At 29.6% G+C, this 22,228-nt stretch carries 31 protein-coding genes; 9 read left to right on the forward strand and 22 right to left on the reverse strand.

What is annotated here, in order from left to right:
• Positions 1 to 7: 7 nt before the first annotated feature.
• From HA141_RS04335 to hisA, 3 genes are all read right to left on the reverse strand, one after another.
• On the reverse strand, positions 8 to 556 hold the full coding sequence (locus HA141_RS04335; protein ID WP_209117243.1) for a thylakoid membrane photosystem I accumulation factor: 549 nt from the start codon (positions 554 to 556) through the stop codon (positions 8 to 10).
• Positions 557 to 570: 14 nt separating this feature from the next.
• Positions 571 to 2,187, reverse strand: a complete 1,617-nt coding sequence (locus tag HA141_RS04340) for a DUF3685 domain-containing protein (RefSeq protein ID WP_209117245.1) — start codon at positions 2,185 to 2,187, stop codon at positions 571 to 573.
• 79 nt (positions 2,188 to 2,266) lie between these two features.
• A complete protein-coding gene (gene hisA / locus HA141_RS04345) occupies positions 2,267 to 3,034 on the reverse strand; it encodes a 1-(5-phosphoribosyl)-5-[(5-phosphoribosylamino)methylideneamino]imidazole-4-carboxamide isomerase (RefSeq protein WP_209117247.1) in 768 nt (255 codons plus the stop codon).
• A 92-nt stretch (positions 3,035 to 3,126) separates the two neighbouring features.
• On the opposite strand from hisA, the gene HA141_RS04350 reads away from it, so the two are divergent.
• A complete protein-coding gene (locus HA141_RS04350) occupies positions 3,127 to 4,047 on the forward strand; it encodes an NAD-dependent epimerase/dehydratase family protein (RefSeq protein WP_209117249.1) in 921 nt (306 codons plus the stop codon).
• Here HA141_RS04350 and pgsA read toward each other — a convergent pair.
• Positions 4,021 to 4,560, reverse strand: a complete 540-nt coding sequence (gene pgsA, locus HA141_RS04355; RefSeq protein ID WP_209117251.1) for a CDP-diacylglycerol--glycerol-3-phosphate 3-phosphatidyltransferase — start codon at positions 4,558 to 4,560, stop codon at positions 4,021 to 4,023. The genes HA141_RS04350 and pgsA overlap by 27 nt on opposite strands.
• Before the next feature lie 184 nt (positions 4,561 to 4,744).
• Here pgsA and HA141_RS04360 point away from each other — a divergent pair, with 184 nt between their 5' ends.
• Positions 4,745 to 5,356 carry a PCC domain-containing protein gene (locus HA141_RS04360; protein WP_209117254.1) on the forward strand — a complete coding sequence of 204 codons (612 nt, stop codon included), beginning with the start codon at positions 4,745 to 4,747 and terminating at the stop codon, positions 5,354 to 5,356.
• A 9-nt stretch (positions 5,357 to 5,365) separates the two neighbouring features.
• Here HA141_RS04360 and HA141_RS04365 read toward each other — a convergent pair whose 3' ends face one another.
• The 3 genes from HA141_RS04365 to nth are packed head-to-tail and all read right to left on the reverse strand — an operon-like array spanning position 5,366 to position 6,929.
• Complete coding sequence (locus tag HA141_RS04365; protein WP_209117256.1) at positions 5,366 to 5,554, reverse strand: hypothetical protein; 189 nt, start codon at positions 5,552 to 5,554, stop codon at positions 5,366 to 5,368.
• A gap of 26 nt (positions 5,555 to 5,580) precedes the next feature.
• A complete protein-coding gene (locus tag HA141_RS04370) occupies positions 5,581 to 6,240 on the reverse strand; it encodes an SDR family oxidoreductase (protein ID WP_209117258.1) in 660 nt (219 codons plus the stop codon).
• Between the two features lie 35 nt (positions 6,241 to 6,275).
• Positions 6,276 to 6,929, reverse strand: coding sequence for an endonuclease III (nth, locus tag HA141_RS04375; RefSeq protein WP_209117260.1), 654 nt, complete (start codon positions 6,927 to 6,929; stop codon positions 6,276 to 6,278).
• A gap of 95 nt (positions 6,930 to 7,024) precedes the next feature.
• Between nth and HA141_RS04380 the strand changes: the two genes are divergently transcribed.
• Entirely contained in the window at positions 7,025 to 8,083 is a 1,059-nt protein-coding gene (locus tag HA141_RS04380) for an ABC transporter ATP-binding protein (RefSeq protein ID WP_209117262.1), read from the forward strand.
• 242 nt (positions 8,084 to 8,325) lie between these two features.
• Positions 8,326 to 8,880, forward strand: coding sequence for a ferritin (locus HA141_RS04385; protein WP_209117265.1), 555 nt, complete (start codon positions 8,326 to 8,328; stop codon positions 8,878 to 8,880).
• On the opposite strand, the gene HA141_RS04390 is transcribed toward HA141_RS04385, so the two are convergent.
• From HA141_RS04390 to HA141_RS04415, 6 genes are all read right to left on the reverse strand, one after another.
• Positions 8,866 to 9,156, reverse strand: coding sequence for a hypothetical protein (locus HA141_RS04390; protein ID WP_209117267.1), 291 nt, complete (start codon positions 9,154 to 9,156; stop codon positions 8,866 to 8,868). The two genes, HA141_RS04385 and HA141_RS04390, sit on opposite strands and share 15 nt — an antisense overlap.
• Positions 9,157 to 9,160: 4 nt before the next feature.
• Positions 9,161 to 9,748 (reverse strand): Crp/Fnr family transcriptional regulator, encoded by a 588-nt coding sequence (locus tag HA141_RS04395; protein ID WP_025933439.1) that lies wholly within the window; start codon positions 9,746 to 9,748, stop codon positions 9,161 to 9,163.
• A gap of 149 nt (positions 9,749 to 9,897) precedes the next feature.
• A complete protein-coding gene (locus HA141_RS04400; RefSeq protein ID WP_209117269.1) occupies positions 9,898 to 10,080 on the reverse strand; it encodes a hypothetical protein in 183 nt (60 codons plus the stop codon).
• Between the two features lie 2 nt (positions 10,081 to 10,082).
• Positions 10,083 to 10,871, reverse strand: a complete 789-nt coding sequence (locus HA141_RS04405) for an ABC transporter ATP-binding protein (RefSeq protein WP_209117271.1) — start codon at positions 10,869 to 10,871, stop codon at positions 10,083 to 10,085.
• Between the two features lie 104 nt (positions 10,872 to 10,975).
• Positions 10,976 to 12,298, reverse strand: a complete 1,323-nt coding sequence (locus HA141_RS04410) for a Rieske 2Fe-2S domain-containing protein (RefSeq protein WP_209117273.1) — start codon at positions 12,296 to 12,298, stop codon at positions 10,976 to 10,978.
• Between the two features lie 157 nt (positions 12,299 to 12,455).
• Complete coding sequence (locus tag HA141_RS04415) at positions 12,456 to 12,650, reverse strand: hypothetical protein (RefSeq protein WP_075507962.1); 195 nt, start codon at positions 12,648 to 12,650, stop codon at positions 12,456 to 12,458.
• A gap of 364 nt (positions 12,651 to 13,014) precedes the next feature.
• Here HA141_RS04415 and HA141_RS04420 point away from each other — a divergent pair, with 364 nt between their 5' ends.
• Positions 13,015 to 13,356 carry an RNA-binding protein gene (locus HA141_RS04420; protein WP_209117275.1) on the forward strand — a complete coding sequence of 114 codons (342 nt, stop codon included), beginning with the start codon at positions 13,015 to 13,017 and terminating at the stop codon, positions 13,354 to 13,356.
• A 22-nt stretch (positions 13,357 to 13,378) separates the two neighbouring features.
• Here HA141_RS04420 and HA141_RS04425 read toward each other — a convergent pair whose 3' ends face one another.
• The 3 genes from HA141_RS04425 to HA141_RS04435 form a co-directional block, all read right to left on the reverse strand.
• Positions 13,379 to 13,561, reverse strand: a complete 183-nt coding sequence (locus HA141_RS04425; RefSeq protein WP_209117277.1) for a hypothetical protein — start codon at positions 13,559 to 13,561, stop codon at positions 13,379 to 13,381.
• 335 nt (positions 13,562 to 13,896) lie between these two features.
• Complete coding sequence (locus tag HA141_RS04430; protein ID WP_012007619.1) at positions 13,897 to 14,193, reverse strand: hypothetical protein; 297 nt, start codon at positions 14,191 to 14,193, stop codon at positions 13,897 to 13,899.
• Between the two features lie 93 nt (positions 14,194 to 14,286).
• Positions 14,287 to 14,430 (reverse strand): hypothetical protein, encoded by a 144-nt coding sequence (locus HA141_RS04435; RefSeq protein WP_209117279.1) that lies wholly within the window; start codon positions 14,428 to 14,430, stop codon positions 14,287 to 14,289.
• A gap of 76 nt (positions 14,431 to 14,506) precedes the next feature.
• On the opposite strand from HA141_RS04435, the gene HA141_RS04440 reads away from it, so the two are divergent.
• The 4 genes from HA141_RS04440 (at position 14,507) to HA141_RS09645 (ending at position 16,354) form a co-directional block, all read left to right on the forward strand.
• A complete protein-coding gene (locus HA141_RS04440; RefSeq protein WP_209117281.1) occupies positions 14,507 to 14,905 on the forward strand; it encodes a hypothetical protein in 399 nt (132 codons plus the stop codon).
• A 126-nt stretch (positions 14,906 to 15,031) separates the two neighbouring features.
• Positions 15,032 to 15,346: a hypothetical protein gene (locus HA141_RS04445; RefSeq protein ID WP_209117283.1), complete on the forward strand. Its 315-nt coding sequence runs from the start codon at positions 15,032 to 15,034 to the stop codon at positions 15,344 to 15,346.
• Positions 15,347 to 15,745: 399 nt separating this feature from the next.
• Positions 15,746 to 15,919, forward strand: coding sequence for a hypothetical protein (locus HA141_RS04450; protein ID WP_209117287.1), 174 nt, complete (start codon positions 15,746 to 15,748; stop codon positions 15,917 to 15,919).
• Between the two features lie 255 nt (positions 15,920 to 16,174).
• Positions 16,175 to 16,354 carry a hypothetical protein gene (locus tag HA141_RS09645; protein ID WP_219050200.1) on the forward strand — a complete coding sequence of 60 codons (180 nt, stop codon included), beginning with the start codon at positions 16,175 to 16,177 and terminating at the stop codon, positions 16,352 to 16,354.
• Between the two features lie 31 nt (positions 16,355 to 16,385).
• Here the strand turns inward: HA141_RS09645 and urtE are convergent, their stop codons facing one another.
• From urtE to ureG, 6 genes are all read right to left on the reverse strand, one after another.
• The gene (gene urtE / locus HA141_RS04455) at positions 16,386 to 17,096 is read right to left on the reverse strand and encodes an urea ABC transporter ATP-binding subunit UrtE (RefSeq protein WP_209117289.1); all 711 of its coding nucleotides are present in this window, start codon (positions 17,094 to 17,096) and stop codon (positions 16,386 to 16,388) included.
• A gap of 2 nt (positions 17,097 to 17,098) precedes the next feature.
• Complete coding sequence (urtD, locus tag HA141_RS04460; RefSeq protein ID WP_209117291.1) at positions 17,099 to 17,848, reverse strand: urea ABC transporter ATP-binding protein UrtD; 750 nt, start codon at positions 17,846 to 17,848, stop codon at positions 17,099 to 17,101.
• On the reverse strand, positions 17,841 to 18,971 hold the full coding sequence (gene urtC / locus HA141_RS04465) for an urea ABC transporter permease subunit UrtC (protein WP_209117293.1): 1,131 nt from the start codon (positions 18,969 to 18,971) through the stop codon (positions 17,841 to 17,843). Before urtC ends, urtD begins: the two co-directional genes overlap by 8 nt.
• Positions 18,971 to 20,125 (reverse strand): urea ABC transporter permease subunit UrtB, encoded by a 1,155-nt coding sequence (urtB, locus tag HA141_RS04470; protein WP_209117295.1) that lies wholly within the window; start codon positions 20,123 to 20,125, stop codon positions 18,971 to 18,973. Before urtB ends, urtC begins: the two co-directional genes overlap by 1 nt.
• 85 nt (positions 20,126 to 20,210) lie before the next feature.
• On the reverse strand, positions 20,211 to 21,488 hold the full coding sequence (gene urtA, locus HA141_RS04475; RefSeq protein WP_209117297.1) for an urea ABC transporter substrate-binding protein: 1,278 nt from the start codon (positions 21,486 to 21,488) through the stop codon (positions 20,211 to 20,213).
• A gap of 127 nt (positions 21,489 to 21,615) precedes the next feature.
• Positions 21,616 to 22,227 (reverse strand): urease accessory protein UreG, encoded by a 612-nt coding sequence (ureG, locus tag HA141_RS04480; RefSeq protein WP_209117299.1) that lies wholly within the window; start codon positions 22,225 to 22,227, stop codon positions 21,616 to 21,618.
• Position 22,228: the final 1 nt, after the last annotated feature.

The raw sequence follows: 22,228 nt of genomic DNA on the forward strand, positions 1-22,228 counted from the left end.
TTTTTAATTAATTTTTGTTTTTATCTTTTTTTTCAGAAATGATACTGTTATATTCATTAAAACTTTCTACAGAAAATGTCGTATCTTCTATATCAATTCCTTTTAGTTCTCCTATAACTTTGTTTAATTCATCGATATTAATCATTCCATTTTTATCATATTTAACTTCACCATCACTATTTAAAATAATGGTTTGTGGAATTAATCCGTTCCAATAATAATTAGGTTCATTTCTAAGATCAGACTTTTCTTTATTTTGTAATTCATCAGTAGTTAGAGCAATGATATCTATATTATTTCTCCATATCAAATCTAAGCCAGATATTATCGGAGCCATAGCTTTACTATCTGAGCTATCGTCAAGGTAAAAAAATAAAACTGCGACTCTTTTATTTTTTAATGATTCCTGAAGAGTTGTCTGGGGTGGGACAATAGCTCCATTGCCTGCGTATATAGGAAAGATGTTCCCATCGTAACTATCAGAATTTCTAGAGGCATTTGCTTTATATGGACTTAAGAAAATTAATGCTATTAGGATCCATTGAATTATTTTCATTAAAGTTTAAAAACTTACTTTGAACTTGATCTTCCTAATCCTTGAAGGATTCCTTTACCAACTAAACCGATAGCTTTGCCAACGACCTTTGTAAGGAAAGTTACGAAAAGATTACCGATATATCTTACAGCAACTTCTAACTGCGGCGCTATTGCATCTCTTATCTCAACTAACAATGTAACTTGTTTTTGTAGCCATTCTAGATTCTCTAATTCTTTCTCCCTATTTTCATTCTTAAAGTATCGGGTAAATTTTTTATCGATAATATCAATATATTCTCGTTTACTCTCATACAAGTAGATAGGCATATAAATATAGTCATGCCAGCGATTGTAGTTATTAATATTATTTCTAAATCTTTCAAAATTTCTTGTCGATTGTAATTCGGGATTTATAAGTACAGTCCTTAATTCAGGCCAAGAAGAACAAATATTAAAGATTTCAGAAGCTAATAAATTACAGTTCCTTATTGTCCAATTTGAAATTATATTTTCAAGGATCAAAAACGATTCTGTTTCATATAGAGGGAGTAATTTCCCATCATAATCAATAGCTTCATTTTTAATAATTGGCTCAATAAACATTATTGCTTCATGTGATTCTCTATCTATCTCTTCGCAACTTACTTCACTATAAATAAAATCATTTATTGAAATAGATTCGCCTCCTTTTTTTAATCGATAATAGCTGTCTGTGATATTTGAAATTGTATTAACTTTAAGTTCTTTTATAAGAGAATTTAAATCATCTTTAAAATCTTTCTCTTTATAGTTTTCCTTAATATTTTTTACTAAATTATTTAACTCCTCTAACATTTTGCAAATTAGTCTTGAAATGAATTCTTTCTTTATTCCTGAGAGAATTATTGATGAATTATTAAATTCAACCTGTAAGTTAGTTGAGCTATACCTTGCTTTTAGTCTATCTAAAATTAAATTCCATATTTCTGTAGTGTTTTTATCTTTTATGAATACAGTGTTATTATTTTCAAGATTAATGTTATTTTCAGTGTAAACTGCCTCTGTATAAAGTTCTAATGAGTTACCCCATAAGAAAATTAGAAAAGATTTTGCAGTAATAAGTTCTCTTAATCTTCCTTTTAAAATGAATTTATAAAATTCGGGTGTTGAATTAGAGTTGACATATTTAAATATATAATTTATTTCAGAATCTATTTGTTTAAGACCTGAAGTTAGAATTTTTTGACTAAAAGAGAGAGGCTTATTTTTGTTTGATTGAACTCGGGAATTATTTTCAATATCAAATACCCTTCCTCCATTTAAAATGGTATTAATAGATTCAAGAACTTTTTCTGCACTAGGATTTAAAAGAAAACCTTCAGCATTTAACGATGGAGGGGTATTTGTTTCATAAACAAGTTCGCCAGAGAGAATTATAAGAAACTTTGACTCATCATATCTTTCTCTTAATTTTAATAATTCTAATCTTATAAGATCTTCTGATTGGAAATTAAGAACATTCCAAATAACTAAATCCGGAGTTCTATCACCTGTTCCATTATTAAAATTAATGTCTAAATTTTGGTCTAGTGATGTTAACTTAAGCGATAAAGACTCTGCTATTAAGCTTGGAGCAATAATCAATATCGATTTTTTTGAAATTAATTCCAAGATTACATTTCTTATCTCTTATACAAAATTAACTAACAATTACTGCAAACACCAGCCTTAAATTGATTTTTATACTCTTTTAAGCATAGTAATTTCTGTTTAAATCAAAGTCATTTAATCTGTCTGATGACAATACATTATTCGCTTCGTTTATCGTGAATTTATTTTCATATAGAGCTTTACCTACAATTACTCCAAAGAGTCCAGAGTTTTCAAATTTTACTAACGATAATAAATCAGAAATTGAGCCAACACCTCCTGAGGCTATTACTGGAATATCTGTAATTTCAAGTATGCTTTTTATGAATTCTTCATTTGTCCCTTCTAACGTACCATCTGTATTTATATCTGTAACAATAAAACTAGCAATTTTAAATGAAGAAAATTCTTTTACTAGATCTGTGGCGAAAACATTAGATTGCTCAAGCCAACCCCTTGTACTAACTTTTCCATCTTTTGCATCTATCCCAACAATTATCCTTCCAGGAAATTTATTTGATAACTCTTTAACTAGGTCTTTATTTTCTATTGCAGAGGTTCCCAAGATAACTTTCTCAATACCATAAGAAAATAGTTGTTCTATCCTTTCTTGAGACCTTATTCCACCTCCTATTTGAATAGGTATGTTAACTGTTTTTGCAATCTTTTTTATTGATTTATCGTTTGTTGGGGATCCAGTTTTTGCAGCATCCAAATCAACTATATGTATATATTTTGCCCCTTCGCTTTCCCAAAATTTAGCTTGCTCATGAGGCTCTTTAGTGAAGTCTTTTCTTTTATTAAAGTCGCCTTTAAAAAGCCTTACACATTTACCATTCATTAAATCAATTGCAGGTATTAGGTCCATAGAATCATCCTTTTCATTAATTACTTATAAGTAGTACTATTCAATATGTAATTCTATTTAAGATTACTACTTCAGTTAAATATTTTTTGAATATGAAAATTCTTGTAATGGGTGGCACTAGATTTGTTGGCAAGTCTTTGGTTGGAAAGTTATTAAGTAATAATTATGATATTGATATTTTCACGAGAGGTAATAAAAGTAATCCTGAAAAAACAAATTTAATTAAGGGTGATAGAAATAATTCAGACGATATCGTAAAGATAAGAAATAAAAAGTATGATGTTGTTTATGATATCTCTGGACGAGAGTTAGAACAAACCAAACTTCTTATAGAAAATTTAGATAACTCTTTCCAAAGATATGTATATGTCAGCTCTGCAGGTGTCTATAAAGATAATTGTGAACTACCCTTATCCGAAGTTGATCCAATTGATCCAGATAGTAGGCACAAGGGAAAGTATGAGACAGAAAATTGGTTAAAAACCCAAAAAATTCCTTTTACAAGTTTTAGACCTACTTATATTTATGGTCCAGGAAATTATAATAAAATTGAAAATTGGTTTTTTGAAAGGTTATTTACTAAAAAATCTATACCAATCCCAGGTGACGGGTCTTTAATTACTCAGCTAGGCCATGTTTCTGATTTAACTGATGTAATGATTAGGTGCATAAATTTTGAAAATTCCAAAAATAATATTTACAACTGTTCAGGTGAAAAAGGAGTAACAATAAAGGGTTTAATTTATTTCTGTGCGAACGTTCTTGGATTAAACCAAAATGAGATTTCTTTAAGAACATTTGATTATCTAAAATTAGATCCTAAATCTCGAAAGGGATTTCCAATTAGATTAAATCATTATCAGACTGATATATCTAAGATAAAACGTGATTTAGAGTGGGTGCCAACTTTTGATTTATTTAATGGTTTAAAGGATAGTTTTGTGAAAGATTTTAATAATAAAAAGAGTGTGGAGTTTGACGAAAATTCAGATAATATTCTTTTTAATTCTTAAATAGCCTAATAAAGTCACAAAAGTCAGGATGAATCCTAACCAATAAAAAATTAAAGCCAAATTATTCAATAAGCTAATTTTTAATGGTGTAAAGAAGGTAATTACTGAAATAAAAAAGAAAAATGTTTTATATTTACCTAACATAGATGCTGGTAAACCGTCTTTTGTAGAGTTCCTCAGGCTAGAGATAATTAATTCTCTTAATAAAATTAATGACAAAGACCAGAAGGGTATCAAATTATTCTTACAAATGAAGGTTAATGGAATTAAATAGAATACTTTATCGCTTAAGGGATCAAGGATAGCTCCTAATCTGGTTTTAAGATTAAATTTCCTTGCAATTAACCCGTCAAAATAATCAGTTAAACCTCCAATAATAATCAATATAAATACATAAAAAGGTCTATTAATTTCTAAAAAAAGTATTAATGGAAATACAAGGAAAAGGCGAAATATCGATAATAAGTTGGGAATATTCAATGCCAAATTTTTAGGATTTTTTTTTAATGACAAATTAGTTTTTGTATATAAAAAATATATTACACTCTCAACAAGCTTAAATTTTTAGTAAAAGTTTTAAATGGTTTTTAATATTAGATACTAAAATTCAATTTAAATCTGAATCCTAAAAATTATAAACTCAACTTCTATATATGAATGATGATGTTTTATATTACAAAATTATTCCATATATCTAATGCAGCCTCATAGCCTAAAGCTATCTCCAGAATCTGATTTGATAAATTCAATTAAAGATTATTCTTTATCGAATAATTTATACGGGTATGTATCTGGAGTGGTTGGTAATCTTAGAACAGTTTGTATTCAATGCCCAGGAAATCAAGAAATAAATAAATTTGAGGGAAATCTAGAGATAGTTTCTTTAACTGGACATTTTAATAAAGGAGATGTTCATTTACATTTGAGTTTTGCAGATGAGGGATGTAATGTCTTTGGCGGGCATGTTGAGGAGGGATGTATTGTAAAAAAAGGTACTGATATATTATTACTTTCTTATGAACAAAAAATTATTAATATCTCAAATAATGATTTATTAAAAAATGAATCACGTGTAAAAGCATATATTTTAAAGGATTGTCCTTGGTCTAAAAGAGCAATTAGGTTGCTTAATTCTTTATCTATCCCTCATGAAGTTACTTTAATAGACAACGATGAGAGCTTTCAAAAAATAATGGCTCAAAGTAGTCATAATACTTTCCCTCAAATATTTTTGGATAATAAATTTTTTGGAGGATATGATGAACTTTCAGAACAAGCAAAATTGGATAACTTAATTTCATTTAAGTAATCTATATTTTTAACTATCACGATTAGTAAGCTTTTCAGCAAATAATTCGTCCTCTAACTGCTTTATTAATCTTGATACAAGACTTTGAAATTCTGGTTGACAGCCTTTAAATGCAGCTTTATGTCTTATTGGCTCATTTCTAGTTCTTAAATCAGTAAGCATTAATTGTAATGCGTCAATTTTGGGATTTATTTTCATAGTTTTAATTTATATATTTACATCTTTTAAATCATTTGCATAGCTTTTTTAAAAGATATCTTTTTATTATCATTCGAACTTGTAACTTCTATTAATTTATTTATGGATTCTTTGTTTTTTAAAGAATCTATACAACATTGCGCAACTAATCTTCTTGGGATTGATCCATTAATTTGAGTATCCTCCTTTGAATAATTTATATTTTCTGATTTAATATCTTCATTTTCCTTTAATCCTCCAGGTCTAATAATAGTCCATTCGAAATTTGAATTTCGTAGAAAGTTTTCACCTAATTTCTTCCAAATAAGAATTAAACCAAATAAGTTTAATGGGTGAAATAATTTACCAGTACACAGGGAACTAACTAAAATGACTCTTTTAATACCAACTCTTTTGCAACTTTCTAATTGCCTGTATACACCTAATGCATCAACCTTTGCAGGACCAGTTAAATCCAATGATGCTCTCGCTCCAGTCGCAATTATCAAAGCATCAATATTTTTTAAAGCTTTATCAAGCTCTCCTTTATTGTCTAATGAAACCCTAATTGTTTCTATACTCTCTAGTCCTGCTGAAACTTTTGAATTCTTTCTGATGATTTGCCTTACTTTATATCCTCTTTTAAATGCTTCTTCTGAGATTCTATAACCTGTTTTTCCCGATGCACCAGTAATTGCTATTTTCATGATTAAAAAACTAATTTAAATATTATATAAATTTCTTAAGGCTTTTTACATATAAATTTCTTTTTTCTTTTGGGATAAAGAGTGCGACATAAATAACATTTTGTTCCATCACAGCCTCTTGCTGTACAGTATTCTCTGCCATAAAAGATTATTTGCAAATGTAAGGTATTCCAATCATTAACAGGAAATATTTTTTTTAGGTCTTTTTCTGTTTGAACTACGCTATCTCCATTTGATAGCCCCCATCTTTGTGCCAACCTGTGTATGTGGGTATCTACTGGGAATGAGGGTATTTTGAACACTTGAGACATTACAACTGATGCTGTTTTATGTCCTACCCCGGGAAGAGATTCAAGCTTCTCAAAAGAATCCGGGATCGTTCCATTATGTTTCTCAATCAATAATTTAGATAAGTTATATATGTTCTTTGATTTTTGATTAGATAGACCTAAAAATTTTATGTATTCGTAAATGCCATTAATACCTAGCTGCATCATCTTTTCTGGATTATCTGCAACTTTAAATAAGTTTTTTGTTAATTCATTAACCTTCTTATCTGTTGATTGAGCACTTAAAACTACGGCGACTAGAAGTGTATATGCATTTGTATGATCAAGGGGTATTGGAGGCGATGGATATAGCTTTTTGAGTTCCTTGCGTATTATTTCTGCTCTTTCAGACTTTCTCATTAAATTTGAAAATTAAATGGTGTATAAAATTATACAAGGGATATTTTAGGTGAATATTTTCTGCTAACTTAATATATTTGAATAAGAAGAACTTAGTGAAAAATGATGCGTTAATAATTGATGATTTGCATCATAAATATGATAAGCGAGAATGTTCAAATTGGATATTAAACGATATTAACCTGAAAATTGAAAATGGCGAATTGTTAGGGTTGCTTGGTCCTTCTGGTTGCGGAAAAACTACTCTTTTAAGATTAATCGCGGGGTTCGAATATCCCTCTAGAGGCAGTATTTCTCTAAATGATAAGGAAATTTCAAGTAGGAAAAAAATTCTTAGTCCTGAGAAAAGAAATATTGGAATGGTTTTTCAAGACTATGCACTTTTTCCTCACTTAACTGTTTTGGAAAATGTAATTTTTGGTTTGAAAAACAAAAAAGACAGATCTAGAGTTGATTATTTATTAAATGTAGTTGGTCTTGATAGTTTTGTTGGAAGGTACCCACATGAACTTTCTGGAGGCCAAAAACAAAGACTCGCAATTGCGAGAGCTCTTGCTCCAGGGACAAATTTTATTTTATTAGATGAACCGTTTTGTAGTCTTGATATGCATGTCAAACTAAAATTAAGAAGTGAACTCCCTAACATTCTTAAAGGTTGTAATGCAAGCGGGTTAATGGTTACTCATGATCCCGAAGAAGCGATGTCAATTTGCGATAAAGTCGCCGTTATGAATGATGGAAAAATACATCAAATTGATACACCAATTAACCTTCTAAATAATCCCAAGACCATATTTGTTAGTAGTTTTATTTTGGGCAATAATATTATTAATCTCCAAAAATATGGTAATTCATATAGTTCTTGTTTAGGTGAAATAAATTGTTCAGAGTATTTGAAAAATATAAGTATCAAAAGTATGTCAATTTCCCCTAAATTTATTTCAATTAAAAAAGCAGAATTTGGTGATGCGATTATTATATCTAAAGAATTTCTTGGAGAATTTCTTATATATAAAGTATCTATTAATGGAAACATATTAAGAGTTAGAACTGATATTAATAATCTCTTTAATAATGGTGATAAATGTTTTCTTTCTATTAATAAAAATAGTTATTATTTTTTATATCCCGGAGCATATAAGGAATATATATAGATTTTTTTATAGGCAATTACACTTGCCCCCCTTCCAATTAGAGCATTTTTTCTTTTTACATTTCTTTTTTTTACTTTTATATATTTTATTAGTTAATAGCAGTTCAGAAAAACTGTACTGTAAATTCATTTATAATATTGAGATTGATTTTCATTATCATATTATTTAATTTAATTTAAAGGATTAATTAATTACTAATTTATACAAAATGTTGTATTATTTAAGTAGTTTCTTATTGAGCAATGAAAGAAAATAACCTTAAGTTAAAGAAATTAATTAATTTTGGTCCATCTGGAAGAGCTGTCGCGCAACCAATTGACAAAAGTTTATTAGATAATATTTTTGAACATTTAACAATGGAAAGATATGCCAATGTTCAATATTTTTCCATATACCTCTGGTTTCAAGAACGTGATTTAAATGGATTTGCTTCTCATTTTCTAAGTGAATCACAAGGTGAAATGGAACACGCTCAGAAATTTGCAGATTATTTAATTGCAAGAGGAGAAAGCGTAAAATTAGATGAAATTCCTTCACCAGTTCAAGCATGGGATTCAATAGAGGATGTGATTTCTTATTCTTTCAACATGGAGGCTGATTTAACCTCATCTCTGCAACAACTTTATTCTATTTCAGAAAGAATTTCAGATACAAGAACTAACGTATTTTTAGATCCAATCATTGAGGCTCAAACAAAATCAGAAGATGAATTCGCAAACATACTTGGTAAAGTAAAGTTTGCTTCTAATCAACCATCTGCAATCTTATTGATAGATAGTGATTTAAAGAAAAAATAGATTACTTTCAAATTTATTTTCAGTCAATGTTCTTTTCGTTATTTCAACGAGTAACTTAGAAAAGTTAATTTGCTCAGTATTATTTTTATTTAAGAGCTCAGCTATTCTATAAATCTCATTAACTCTTTTAAAAATATTTTTGTTTTCAGAAAATAATCTTCCCTTCAATGCTTTATTTTCTGTAGTTTTGTATGATTGCTTGATATTTCTGAGTCTATTCGATAAAATTTCAACTTCCATTAACAAGTTGTTAGTAAGTGATTGTGATTCCTTCATATTTTTATAGCGGGGATGTTTCAATAAAAGAAGGAGCAACACTGACTGTTTGGGTTCCAATAGGAGCTATTAATAACTCAGATGATCTTAATTTAGAAATTAATCTTGTTGATGTTACTCGTGTAGAACCGATTAATTCACCAATCCTTTCATGAGTTAACCTAAAAGGTAATTCACACCATTGACCACATCTTCTACCAAGACGATTTACTAGTATTGAAAACAACGCTTGTAATCGCTGTTCTGCATTTCCTAAGTGTCTAATCCTAAGGAGTTGCAAAGTCCATTCATTTACTGCATCGAAGCCAATATTCTCATCAATATTTACATTGCTGTGAAAAGACAAATCTGTTAGTGCTTCAACACAGACACCTTCGCTACATAAAAGATCCGTTCTTAACTGATCTCCTGATTGTAAAAATGCGAGTGTCATACCTTCAGTTTCTTCACAAGGGCAATAAACTCTTGCAATTCCACTTTCAACTTCTAGGCATGTGCCTTTTGGTCTAGATGAAGGGTCTATTAAAACGGATTGCCCAGTTATTATCCTTACTGATTTCGACGGAGATTCTCCATAACTATGGAAATTCATTAATAAAAATTTGATAATGAGAATTATTATCAATTATGCACTATTAATTTACTTATTGCAATAGATTCTCATTATCATCAGATTTCTGATATTTTTCTTTACATAGAATTTAGGAATATAATTTAGATATAATTGCTAAATATTTTATTTTAGATGAGCGTAAATAGAGTTTGTTTTAATTGTGGAAGTTCTTCATTCGTCTCAGACCGATCTTTAGGAGGTAAGATTGTATGTTCTAAATGTGGATCTTCTTCATTTAAAAATAAATCCTCTTCATTTTTCAAAAGTAAAAAATTAGTTTTTCTTGCTATAGCTATAGCTATTATTATCATTATTATTTAGATAATCTGTTTATATTCCAAAGTCCATTATTATTTGTTACCTCTACTTGAATACCAAATAACTTATTAAGATTTTCACTATTTATAACCTTATTTTGATCTCCATCAGCGATAATTTTGCCATCTTTTAGCATTATGACTCGGTCATAAATTTTTGTAATAGTTGAAATATCATGAGTGACGCAAAAAATATTAGTATTTATTTTTGATAATTTATTAATCTTATCAATTACAAAAAACTTTGATTTATAATCTAAATTTGCAATTGGTTCATCTAAGATTAAGATTTCCGGTTTTTTGATTAATGACCTTGCAATGAGGGAAATTTGTTTTTCTCCATCAGATAAATAGGAAAAATTCTTTTTAGATAAATTAGAAATATTCATTTTCTTCATGATTTTTTCCACCTTATAAGAATCTCTTTCAGATTTATTTTGTACGTAACAATATTTTCCATATAGTCCACTTAAAATTAAATCAGAAACTTGTAAATTTGGATTTATTCTATTTTTTATATCATTATTTACTGTGCTTATTTTATTTCTTAGTTCCCATAAATTTATAAGTTCTTTGTCAAATATCTTGAGTTTCGATTCATTAGCTACTACTGGGTATATGTTTCTATTAATTATTTCAATTAAGGATGATTTACCTGAACCATTAGGTCCAATTAATATTACATTCTCTGAATACGCTATCTTTAAATTTAAATCTTTAATTACTTTAAAACCATTTTTAAAACAATTTATATTTTTTGCCTCAAACCAAAAGTTATTAACCACTAGAACTTATTGCTCCAAAATATAATTAATTGAATTGAGCTTAAAATAAATATCAAAAGATAAAGCCAATTCAACCATGAAGGTCTATTTACTTTCTTCATAAATTATATTATTAACATAAAAAATATAAGCGGAGCAGCAAATCGTATAAATGTTTTTCTTATAATATTTATATTATTTATGATTTCTAATTTCTTTACCTCAGGGGGATATCTCATTATAATTTTGTCGTATACATTTAGATTTTGAGTTTTATTAATATTTCTCCAAGGTTCATCTTTATCTTCAGATTTCTTATACCATTTCCAAAAGTAATTTATTATTCTATCTTCTCCCAATAATTTTATTTCATCTTTACTTACATATCCCATATTGTGATTATATGTTTGCGTTTTTAAAATCATATAATCCTCATCAAATATCTTATAAAAAATCTTTCTTTGATTCTCTTTAAATAATAAGAGGTTGTTAAGTAGTTTATTTTGTAGAAATTTCCTATAGTGCCTAACTATCACTCTTGCTTTGTTATCTCCTAGTGGAATATGATCTAAAACTTGTAAATATCTAGCTGCAGAAGGATCGCCTTTATAAATTAATATCCGTCCAGGTGGGATGTACTTTATCCGGATAAATTCATTTTTGGGGTTGTTCTTATAGTAATAAATACTTTCAATATATTTAGGTGTAACATTAATTTTCTGGTTGAAACTAACTAGTACATTTTTATTAACATCTTTATCAGGAATTGTATCGCCGTGAACCCAAAATAGATGAAGGATATCTAAGTGATTTTCAATGATCCTTGACCAATCACATTTAAAGTCGACTAATGCTTCTTCAAATACATAATCTTTTTCTGAAAAACCATTATTAGTTAAATCGTAGTTACTTATTGGTGAGTCTTCACTAATATTGTTTAAATCGGTGTCGGATTTTTTAGAGTAATGTACAAAAATATATCCATTCTTTTCTAAAGCTTTGTATTGAGATAAGTGAATTCTTTTGGCGTAGTTATCGTAGTTATTATCAACTATATGTCTACATGTTATTCTATCTAGATTTTGGCAACTTCCAACAGATGAGAATTTAGCTCCATGATATGGACAGGTTATAACTCCATCTAATAGTGTTCCTCCAAAAAAAGAGGCTCCCCTATGTGGACAAATATTTTTAATGCACCTAACGTTTTGATTTTCATCTCTATAAAGAACAAGAGGCTCATTATAGAGTGAAAAATAATTCAGCTTATTTTTTTTTAATTCTTTTGAAGGACAAATTGCATACCAACCAAATAAACCTATTTTTAATTCATTTTGATTTTCTCTAATATCTAATGAGTCAATTTTTACTACCGTTCCTTTTTTAAATGGCTTAAGGACGGTATTAAAGTCTTTTGATTTAAAAAAATTAATTTGTCTGTTATCCATAAATTAATTTCTTTTTTAATTGACTGTTTATCTTTCGGAACTATAACCCAAGTAAATAATCAATTTCTTATAAAAGGAAAATTCTCTATTATTTGTAGCAATAATTATGTAGTTATTGAAAAATATTGATTACCTGTCTTATTTATGTATCTTTATTTCATGTTTTTTGTATCTTTTGTGATTCTTTCAAACTTTTTATGTAATCAATAGCATCATCAATATTTTTGTGGAAATTACACTGGCCTAAATAACAACCTATAAATCTTAAGAATTTTCTCTTGCCACCACTAATCTCATATCTATGTATAGTTCCCCCATCTATAGGAGCGTATATAAGTTCTGGTAGAGCCATATTTAATTTGTATTTAAGACTTAATTAAACAATAATTCATGTTCAAATACATTTCCATAGCTCAATTCATATATTTAATAATTAATTTACTTATTTTTGGATAATTATTTATTGAATACACAAGTATTATTTGTTATCTATTAATTATTGATAGGGATTTTGCTATGCCAAAAGCATTTAGGCGTTTTTTAAAAAAACTACCAAAAAAAATTCAAACTTTAAAGTACTCATTTAGAGAGTTTTTATCTTCAAAAATATGAAATAGCTGCTATGTTCAACAATTTTTAATTTCTATATTTTTAATAAAACTTAGTCCGCAAAGTTAAATTCTAAACTATATTAATCCTGTAATTTTTGAAATTTTATGATCAAAAGAGTTTTTACGATATTCATTTTAACTTTGCTCCTTCTATTTAATAGTCCAGTTTACTCATTAGATACTTCCTCTAAAACTCTTGAAAAGTATACTAAAAAGATTTCTAATAAGTTCACTAGAACTTATTGCAACACTACCAAATTCGGGATTTCTTATGATGGAGCTTTGGCATTTGCTATCGGAGAGACTAATAAGGAATTTAAAAATAATAAACTCAATAAGTTTATAGATTATTCTCTACTAAAAAATTCAATAGTTAATGATTTAGAAAATAATTGCCAAGTTTATGATTTTGCTATTAGTAAATTAGAAAATTTAAAATTCAACTAGAAAAATGTAAATTGTTAAAGTCTTATTTTTTACCTATCCAATCATTGGGTTTCTCCATCATCCATTCAAAAACCCCCTTAGCATCAAGGTTTTTAGATGCATAAACAAATAAAACTGGAAATATTAAAATTACCGCGCCAATAACTGCCAACTCTATCTTGCTGATCCCCATCTCAGTTACTGTTAAAGCAAAATAATTAATCATTATCTTTATTGAATTAAAATTTATATCTACATAATTTACAAAAAATTTTAATTTTTTTACTTTTCTATGAGAAATCTTAATTTTTTATAGTGAAAGATATTTGTATAAAGTACCTATTTTATTGGCGCAAACTTTTTAATAATTTTAATAATATGCTTCTGTTTGATGGTTATGAATAATGAAATTATTATTTTCACACCTATTTTTGCAGCATTGATTGGATTTATAGTTTTTAGAATTTTAAAAAAAAGAAAGAGATCAGCTAAAAGTATTTATAAATTAATATATGATTTAGAAAAAAAATATATTTATTAATTTCTTTTGTAGGGAAAAAATCAATCAAATTCTATACCAACTTCTTCTTTTAAATCTCTCTCCAAATCAGGAAGATGAGGTTCAACCCAATGGTCTTTGTTATCAATACCAGCTGCATTTACATAATTCATGATGTGTTGATCCACTTGCTTGTAAAGATCATGCAAATTTAAATCCATACGAATATCATGCGCAATTTCAGAGACTTGTTTTTCAGTTAGACAATGATCTGGATGAAGTAAATCACAACATGGAATTCTCTTCTCAATCAATTCATTTAAATTGATTTTTATTTCGTAATCTTGATGAACAGTCATTTATTTTATATCTTTATTTTTATTTTAATTATGTTTAAGGTTTTGTATATATTTAGTCAAGAAATAAAGTTTTTTATTATGAAGTGAAAAATTTTAAATAAATAGATCTTCTAAATCTTTATACAAATCATCATTTTCTTTTTCTTTAGGGTCAAGGTGATCTATTAAAAGTTCTTTTTTTGAGGTGTAGAAAAGATATCCAAGGGCTCCTAAAAGTAAAGTTGTTGGTAAAATCATTAGCAATTAATTGACTTATAATGAATATAGTGCAACACTTACTACAGTCAAGTGCTGAACTTTAATTAATTTATAAATGCCTACCAAGAAAAAAAGAGTTGGTTTTATCCCTAGAGAAGATGTTATGAGAATAATTGATAAGCTGAGCATCGAGAACAATTTAAGTAATTCAAAAATAATAAGTATTTTGGTAGAGGAAGCACTTTCTATAAGGGGCATATTTAATAAAAATAATGGTAAAGTAACCCAATCATTTCGCCTTTCTGAAGCTCATTCACAAAACTTATCTGATAATTCTGCTGACTTTGTAGATAAATCAGATCCTTCAATCGATACTAAATTATTAAATCGTCTAAATCTACGTAATTCTACTCATTTAAATGAAGTAAATAACGAGGTTTTTGACTTGAAAACTTATAAAAAGTTTTTATCATTCCTTAAATTTCAGGAAATGATAGAGAAATATGATACATAAGAAGTGTTGCTTAGTGCTGTACTGTGCGCTAAATTTGATTTGCATTTATAGGGTATTTTCGTATTAGAAATTATTTATTACCATTTCAAAAACCTAAATTAAATTTATCCATAAATATTGATTCCTATGAATTCATCTCTCCCCGTTTTTTCTGTAAATCTACTCCCTCCAGACAAGTTATATTGTAATTTTAATTATTGGAGTTCTTTGTTCTCTCAGGATATGCAAATTTTATGGGATAGAGCGCATGGAGTACCTTTAGAAAAACTGCCAAAAGGGGTTTCTGATATGATTTTTCCGTATTTATTGCTTGCACTTTCAGACTATAAGACTTCTCAAATAAATAAAATGAGTGGAATAGGATTAGACAATCTATTAAGCCTTTGGTTTGATAAATACTTATTAAATAAAAATGGATACTTCGAGCTAATTAAAAAATAATTTTATATCCGATTTATAATATCAACTTTGATTACCATCAAAAATGTATTGCCACTAAAAATTATTTAAGTGATTCTTTTTGAATTGGCACATCAATAATCTTGCTATAAATAAAATAATTGGTTTGATGATGAATTATTTAAACTTCTGTTTAGCAAATATGTGTTTGGTCGTTTTGATAATGCTAATCAAGAGAGATAAAAATAAGAAAAGCAAGATAAATGAAATTTAACTCAAAGACCTTAAGCTTGATATTAAATCTATTATTTTGCTTATTTATATTTATTATTTAAATTTTTAGTCTTTATTCATTAATTTTTAAAATATCAAAAATTTATATTCAAGTTTGGTTGACTTTTATTTTTAATGAGACGATAATGACAAAAATAAAATTTAAATGTGAATACACTTTCAGATACTTTTGATGATTTTGTTGATGATCTACTTTCATCCGATGTTAATTTGTTAAAAGGGGAACTTGATTTTCTTCTTATGCAACATTTATTTAATTCTATAGATTTGAAGCTTATAAATAAAAATGAAACTAGAGATGACCAATCATTGGCTGCTTAATTTTTATGGAATATTTTTATAAAAGGTTTTGGGTTCCAGTTTTTGGATTTATTTTATCTAAATTTGTTTTTTTAATAGAAGGTAAAAAGCAAGACTCTAAAAATAAAAAAAAATAGATTAATTTCTTTTTCTTTATAAAGTATTTTTAAATACATAAATTAAGTGAATATATTTTGATAACAACAAAAGATGTACTTTTTATTTTTGAATATATGCATGGTTGATATGTAGAACGATTGCTTTTTAGCAAATTAAATGAAAAAAAATAATATGTTGAAGCCATATACAGTACATTACCGTGATTTTCAAAATATAAGATTAGAAAATTGTTTTTATGCTTCTGACGCTTACGAGGCTAGAACACTAGCAATGGAATTTAATAAGTATATAAATGAACATCCAAACAGTATTGACCTAATAAGGTGCGAAAAATGAATAAAAGTTTTGAGTAATCTGGATAATTTCTTTAAACACTTAAGAACTTATCTATAACTGCTTGACTCAACTCACTAGTATTTCCGCTTGCAACAATACCTCCGCGTTGCATCGCATAATATCTATTGGCTTGTCTTACAAAATGCAAGTGTTGTTCTACTAATAAAACACCAATTCCTGTATCTCTAATTATCTGATTGATTGCATTTTCTATGTCTAAAACTATATTTGGCTGAATACCTTCCGTTGGTTCGTCAAGTAATAGTAGTTGGGGTTTTCCCAGCAATGCTCTTGCAATAGCTAGTTGCTGTTGTTGTCCACCACTGAGATCTCCTCCTTTCCTTTGTAGAAAATCTTTTAGGATTGGGAAGAGATCATAAATAAATGGATCTATCTTCTTGTTCTTAGATAATCCACCTGGCAGCGACTCCATTCCTAACATAAGATTCTCTTCAACTGATAGATATGGAATAATTTCTCTCCCTTGAGGAACGTAAGCCATTCCTTTCCTCGCCCTCTGATGAGGTGCTTTTCTATTGATATTTTCGCCAATCAAAAAAATATCGCCTTTTTTTTGTTTTAACAAACCAATAAGTGATTTCAATAAAGTTGTTTTGCCAACTCCATTTCTTCCAATCAAACAAACCATTTCTCCTGATTTAACATTCAAATCTACATCTCTGAGAATATGACTTTCGCCATAATATGTATTCAATGATTTGATTTCCAGTAAGTTTGTCATAACTAATCCTCAGGCCTTCCTAGATAAACATCAATAACTTTTTGATCCTTTTGTATAGTTTCCATTGTTCCTTCGCATAATACTGTGCCTTGATTTAATACTGAAACATTACTATCAAGTCTTCTTATAAATTCCATATCGTGATCTATTACCACTACAGTATTTTCTCCTGATAATGATTTTAATAAATCAGCCGTAAGATCAGTTTCTTCATCAGTTAAACCAGCAACAGGTTCATCAACTAACATTAAATCTGGCTTCTGTCCTACTAACATGGCTATCTCGAGCCATTGTTTTTGGCCATGTGATAAAGAACCAGCTTTAGATTCAACTTTTTGAGCTAAATTGACAATCTTCATAAGACGTTCAATCTCATTAAGCTGCTCATCCTTAATACTTTTATTTATGAGGTTTAAGGGGCTTTTAGGAGTTGACACAGATATTTCAAGATTTTCTTTAACTGTTAGATTTTCAAAGACTCTTGGACTTTGGAATTTTCTTCCCACTCCAAGTCGAGCAATCTTATGCTCCTTTCTACCTACTAAAGATTTTCCTTTGAAAATTACTTTACCTTTTGTTGGCTTAACCTTTCCAGTTATTACATCAAGAAATGTTGTTTTACCTGCCCCGTTTGGTCCTATTACAGCTCTTAATTCTCCTTTCTTTAAATTTAAATTAAGTTTGTTGAGAGCTAAAAAACCCTCAAAACTAACAGTAATATCTATTAAATTTAGAAGATCTGTATTATTCATTATTTCCCTCCTTATTGTTAACTTCTAAGCTTGGATAGGTTTCAATCTTCCTTTTCAAACCAAATCTTTGAAGAAGATTCCTAGGACCATCTCCTTGAATCCATCCTAAAACTCCCTCAGGCAGAGCTGTTACAACTAAGATAAATAATCCTCCTTGGATAAACATCCAGCTAGCAGGTAAAGCTTCACTTACTAGACTTTTTGCATAGTTGATGAAAACTGCTCCTAGTATCGCTCCCAATAAGGTTCCTCTACCTCCAACAGCAACCCATATAACCATTTCTATAGAAAAGGGAACTGTCATAAATTGTGGTGATACTATTCCAGACTGAACAGTATATAAAGCTCCCGAAATTCCAGCAAGACCTCCAGCAATAGAAAATATTATCGTCTTAAATATAACTGGGTTATATCCTGTAAACCTAACTCTTGGTTCATCATCTCGTATTCCTATAAGAATATTTCCAAATCTTCCTTTAACTACCCACTTTGCAAAAAACCATGCGGCTATTACTAGTATGGCGGTTATCCAAAAGAATATTCTTTGCATGGATTCAGAACCTACCATCTGACCAAATAGTTGTGTTACATCTGTTTTTAATCCATTTGTTCCATTTATAAGTTTTTGTTGTCCATTAAAGAAGTTAAAGAATACAAGAAGGGAAGCTTGAGTAAGTATAGAAAAATAAACCCCTTTGATTCTATTTCTGAAAACAAGAAATCCAATTAAACCCGCAACCAATGCTGGAATTATCCAGATAGCGAAGAAGGTGAAAATTGGCGATCTAAACGGTTCCCAGAAAAAAGGCAATTTTTCAACACCATATAAGGCAAAAAATTCAGGAATATTATTTGGGAATTCAGTAGAGCTGGTTATTTGCAAATACATTGCGGCACAATATCCACCTAATGCAAAAAATATACCTTGTCCAAGGCTTAGTAAACCTGTATATCCCCAAATAAGATCGACACCAAGAGCAACTATGGACAAAGATAAGTATCTACCAAGAAGATTTAGTCTAAATACAGGGAGTAAGGTTGGTGCTGCAATAATTAGAGCTATTAATATTACCCAAAATGATAATACTATTTTTTTATCAAATTTAATTTTACTAAAGGACATTAGTTTTCAACCATCCTTCCTTTTTGGGGAAATAAACCTGTAGGTTTAAATTGTAAGAATATAACAATAAGTGCAAATATCATTACTCTTGCCATACTAGTGGTTGCAAAAAAGTTGATTGTGTTTGATAAAGGTAAAGGCATATCTGGCCATATTGATAAGAGTCTTCCAGCACCAATTAAATCAGTCATTATTCCTATTCCAAATGAAGCAAATACTGTTCCTAATAAATTTCCTACTCCTCCCAGCACTACAACCATAAAACAACCAACAATATAGTTTCCGCCCACATTTGGTCCTACAGAACCCAAAAGAGATACTGCTACCCCAGCTACTCCTGCTAGGCCAGATCCAATTCCAAAAGTAATTATATCCACCTTTTCAGTAGATATACCAAGGCAATCACTCATTTGTCGGTTCTGAGTAACTGCTCTTATACGCATCCCCCAAGCACTTTGATTAAGAAATAATGTTATTGCAATAACAGAGATAAGAGTAATGACAATTATCATCAATCTTGTTTTAGGAAATGCAGTACCAATAATTTCTACTTGACCTCTCATCCATGAGGGTGCTGTTACATCAACATTTCGAGCGCTTGCTCTACTAAGTTTGCTGACAGAGGATGAGATTATGCCACCTGTAAGGACCCCAGTTAAAGCTGCTAATATCCAAGTACTAAATTTAAAATATTTGAAGTTTATTGATTCTTTTATTTTCGAAGGAAAGGTTGTTGGTAAGAATAAACCAATTATCAGACTTATAACTAGACCAGTCCCATAAGATAAAGGTACACTTCTTACAAATTGTTGAAGAATTAAGCTTACTCCCCATGTAGCGAGAAGTGTTTCTAGTGGACTTCCATAAAGCTTTCTTATTATAGTTTTTTCAAGAAGAATACCTACAACTCCACTAACAATAAAAGCAAGGAAAATAGAAACTATTATGTACGAATTGTAAAAAGGTTTTAATATAGGTAATTTGAAAATTAATTGTGTTACGTATGTTGTATAAGCCCCAAGCATCATAAGTTCTCCATGGGCAAGATTAATTACACCCATAAGACCAAAAACAATTGCAAGACCTAATGCAGCAACAAGTAGTACAGATCCGATCGCAACACCATTAAAAAGACTATCGAGAAGTAACTCCAATTTAAAAAAGAAAATATTTGAATATATAAAATAAAAGGAGGTATTAACAACCTCCTTTTATTTTGAAGTATAGGTTTTAATTAGATTAAAGCTTATACTTTTCTCCTTTTGAAGGATCTGTCCAATCGCATGCAAATCCTTTTGAACTTGGATGTTTTTGGTTCCATGCTTGAGGTAGAACAACTCCTGTCTCTTCGAGAATTGTAAATCCACCCTCGGCATTAATCTGGCCAATTCTCACTGTTTGAGATAAGTGGTGATTAGGCATCACTTCGACCGGTCCTTGTGGCGCATCAAATTTTTGTCCAACCAAAGCTTCCCTTACTGCATTATCGTCAAATGTGCCAGCATCTTCAACTGCCTGCTTCCATAGATAAACCATGTTATATGCTGATTCTTGAGGGTCAGCTACAACTCGATCTGCTCCCCATCTCTTCTTGAAACTCTTAGCAAATTTCTTAGATGCAGGAGTATCAATTGACATCATATAGTTCCAAGCGCCGTAGTGACCTTCAAGGAACTCAGGACCAATTGTACTAATCTCTTCTTCAGCAATAGAGTAATTCATTACGTAGTAACCACTTGAAGGAGTGATACCTGCGTCTTGAATCTGTTTGAAGAATGCAACGTTTTGGTCACCATTGAGTGTATTAATGATTATTCCACCTTCAGGAAGCGCCTTTTTTATTTTTGAGATAATTGGAGCAACTTCAGTATTTCCTAATGGAAGGTAATCTTCACCAACAACTTTACCTCCTAATTGTTTTACTTGAGCTTTTGTAATTGTGTTGGAAGTTCTTGGGAAAACATAATCAGAACCTACAAGGAAGAAATCTCCACCAGCTGCGGGAGAACGCTTATACATGAAATCTGTAGCTGGTTCTGACTGTTGGTTTGGTGTGGCTCCTGTATAGAAAATGTTGTTAGAACATTCTTGAGCTTCATATTGAATTGGGTAGTAAAGGAAAGCATCCTTTGATTCGTAGACTGGTAACATTGCCTTTCTACTAGCAGATGTCCATCCACCAAATACGACAGGAACTCCGTCTTGGTCTATAAGTTTCTTAGATTTTTCAGCAAAAGTAGGCCAGTCAGATGCACCATCTTCTACTATGTATTCTATTTTGTAGCTTTTACCGCCAACTGTTACACCTCCAGCAGCGTTTATCTCTTCAATGGCCATTTTTTCAGTATCAACAAGGGTTGATTCAGAAATTGCCATTGTTCCAGATAAAGAATGCAAAATACCAACGGTTACTGTGTCGTCGAAACTTCCGGAGGTTCCACCTCCACCGCATGAAGTTGCTGTGACAGCAAGTGAGGCAGTAGCTAATCCTGCCAAAATACGCCTTGAAATTCTCATGAATTAGGATAAATTAGGTAATTGACCCTCATTAGGGGGATAAAGTAAAAGTTATTAACGAGTGGGGATTCGTTTTGTATCAGTCGTAACTTTTTGTTGAATCCAATATATATAAATAATTATTTTTCTAGTTTCGATTGTTGGGTATATGTGACTCTAAAAAATGAGTTATTTCTTCAACTCCAATACCTTTACTTAGGTTGGTAAAAAACCATGGTTTTCCTTTTCTCATAAATTCAGTATCACTTTTCATAATATTTAAATCTGCACCAACCATATCTGCTAAGTCAATTTTGTTTATTAATAATAAATCTGACCTTGTTATCCCTGGCCCCCCTTTTCTAGGAATTTTGTCTCCAGCAGATACATCAATCACATATATTGATAAATCTACAAGTTCTGGACTAAAACTAGATGCTAAATTATCACCTCCACTCTCTACAAAAACAAAATCTAAAGGATTATATTTGTTTTCTAAATCTACCACTGCATTTTTATTTAAAGAACAATCTTCTCTTATCGCTGTATGAGGACAACCTCCTGTTTCTACACCAATAATCCTTCCCTCTTCTAAAACTTTTTTATTTATTAGAAAGTTAGCATCTTCTTTGGTGTAAATATCATTGGTGACAACTGCGATCTCATAATTTTTTTTCAAGCCTAAGCAAAGAGTCTCTACTAATGCAGTTTTTCCTGAACCTACAGGCCCAGCTACTCCTACTCTTAATTTGCTGCTCATA

Origin of the sequence: Prochlorococcus marinus XMU1402 (genome assembly GCF_017696205.1) — a bacterium.
Taxonomy (GTDB): domain Bacteria; phylum Cyanobacteriota; class Cyanobacteriia; order PCC-6307; family Cyanobiaceae; genus Prochlorococcus_A; species Prochlorococcus_A marinus_AC.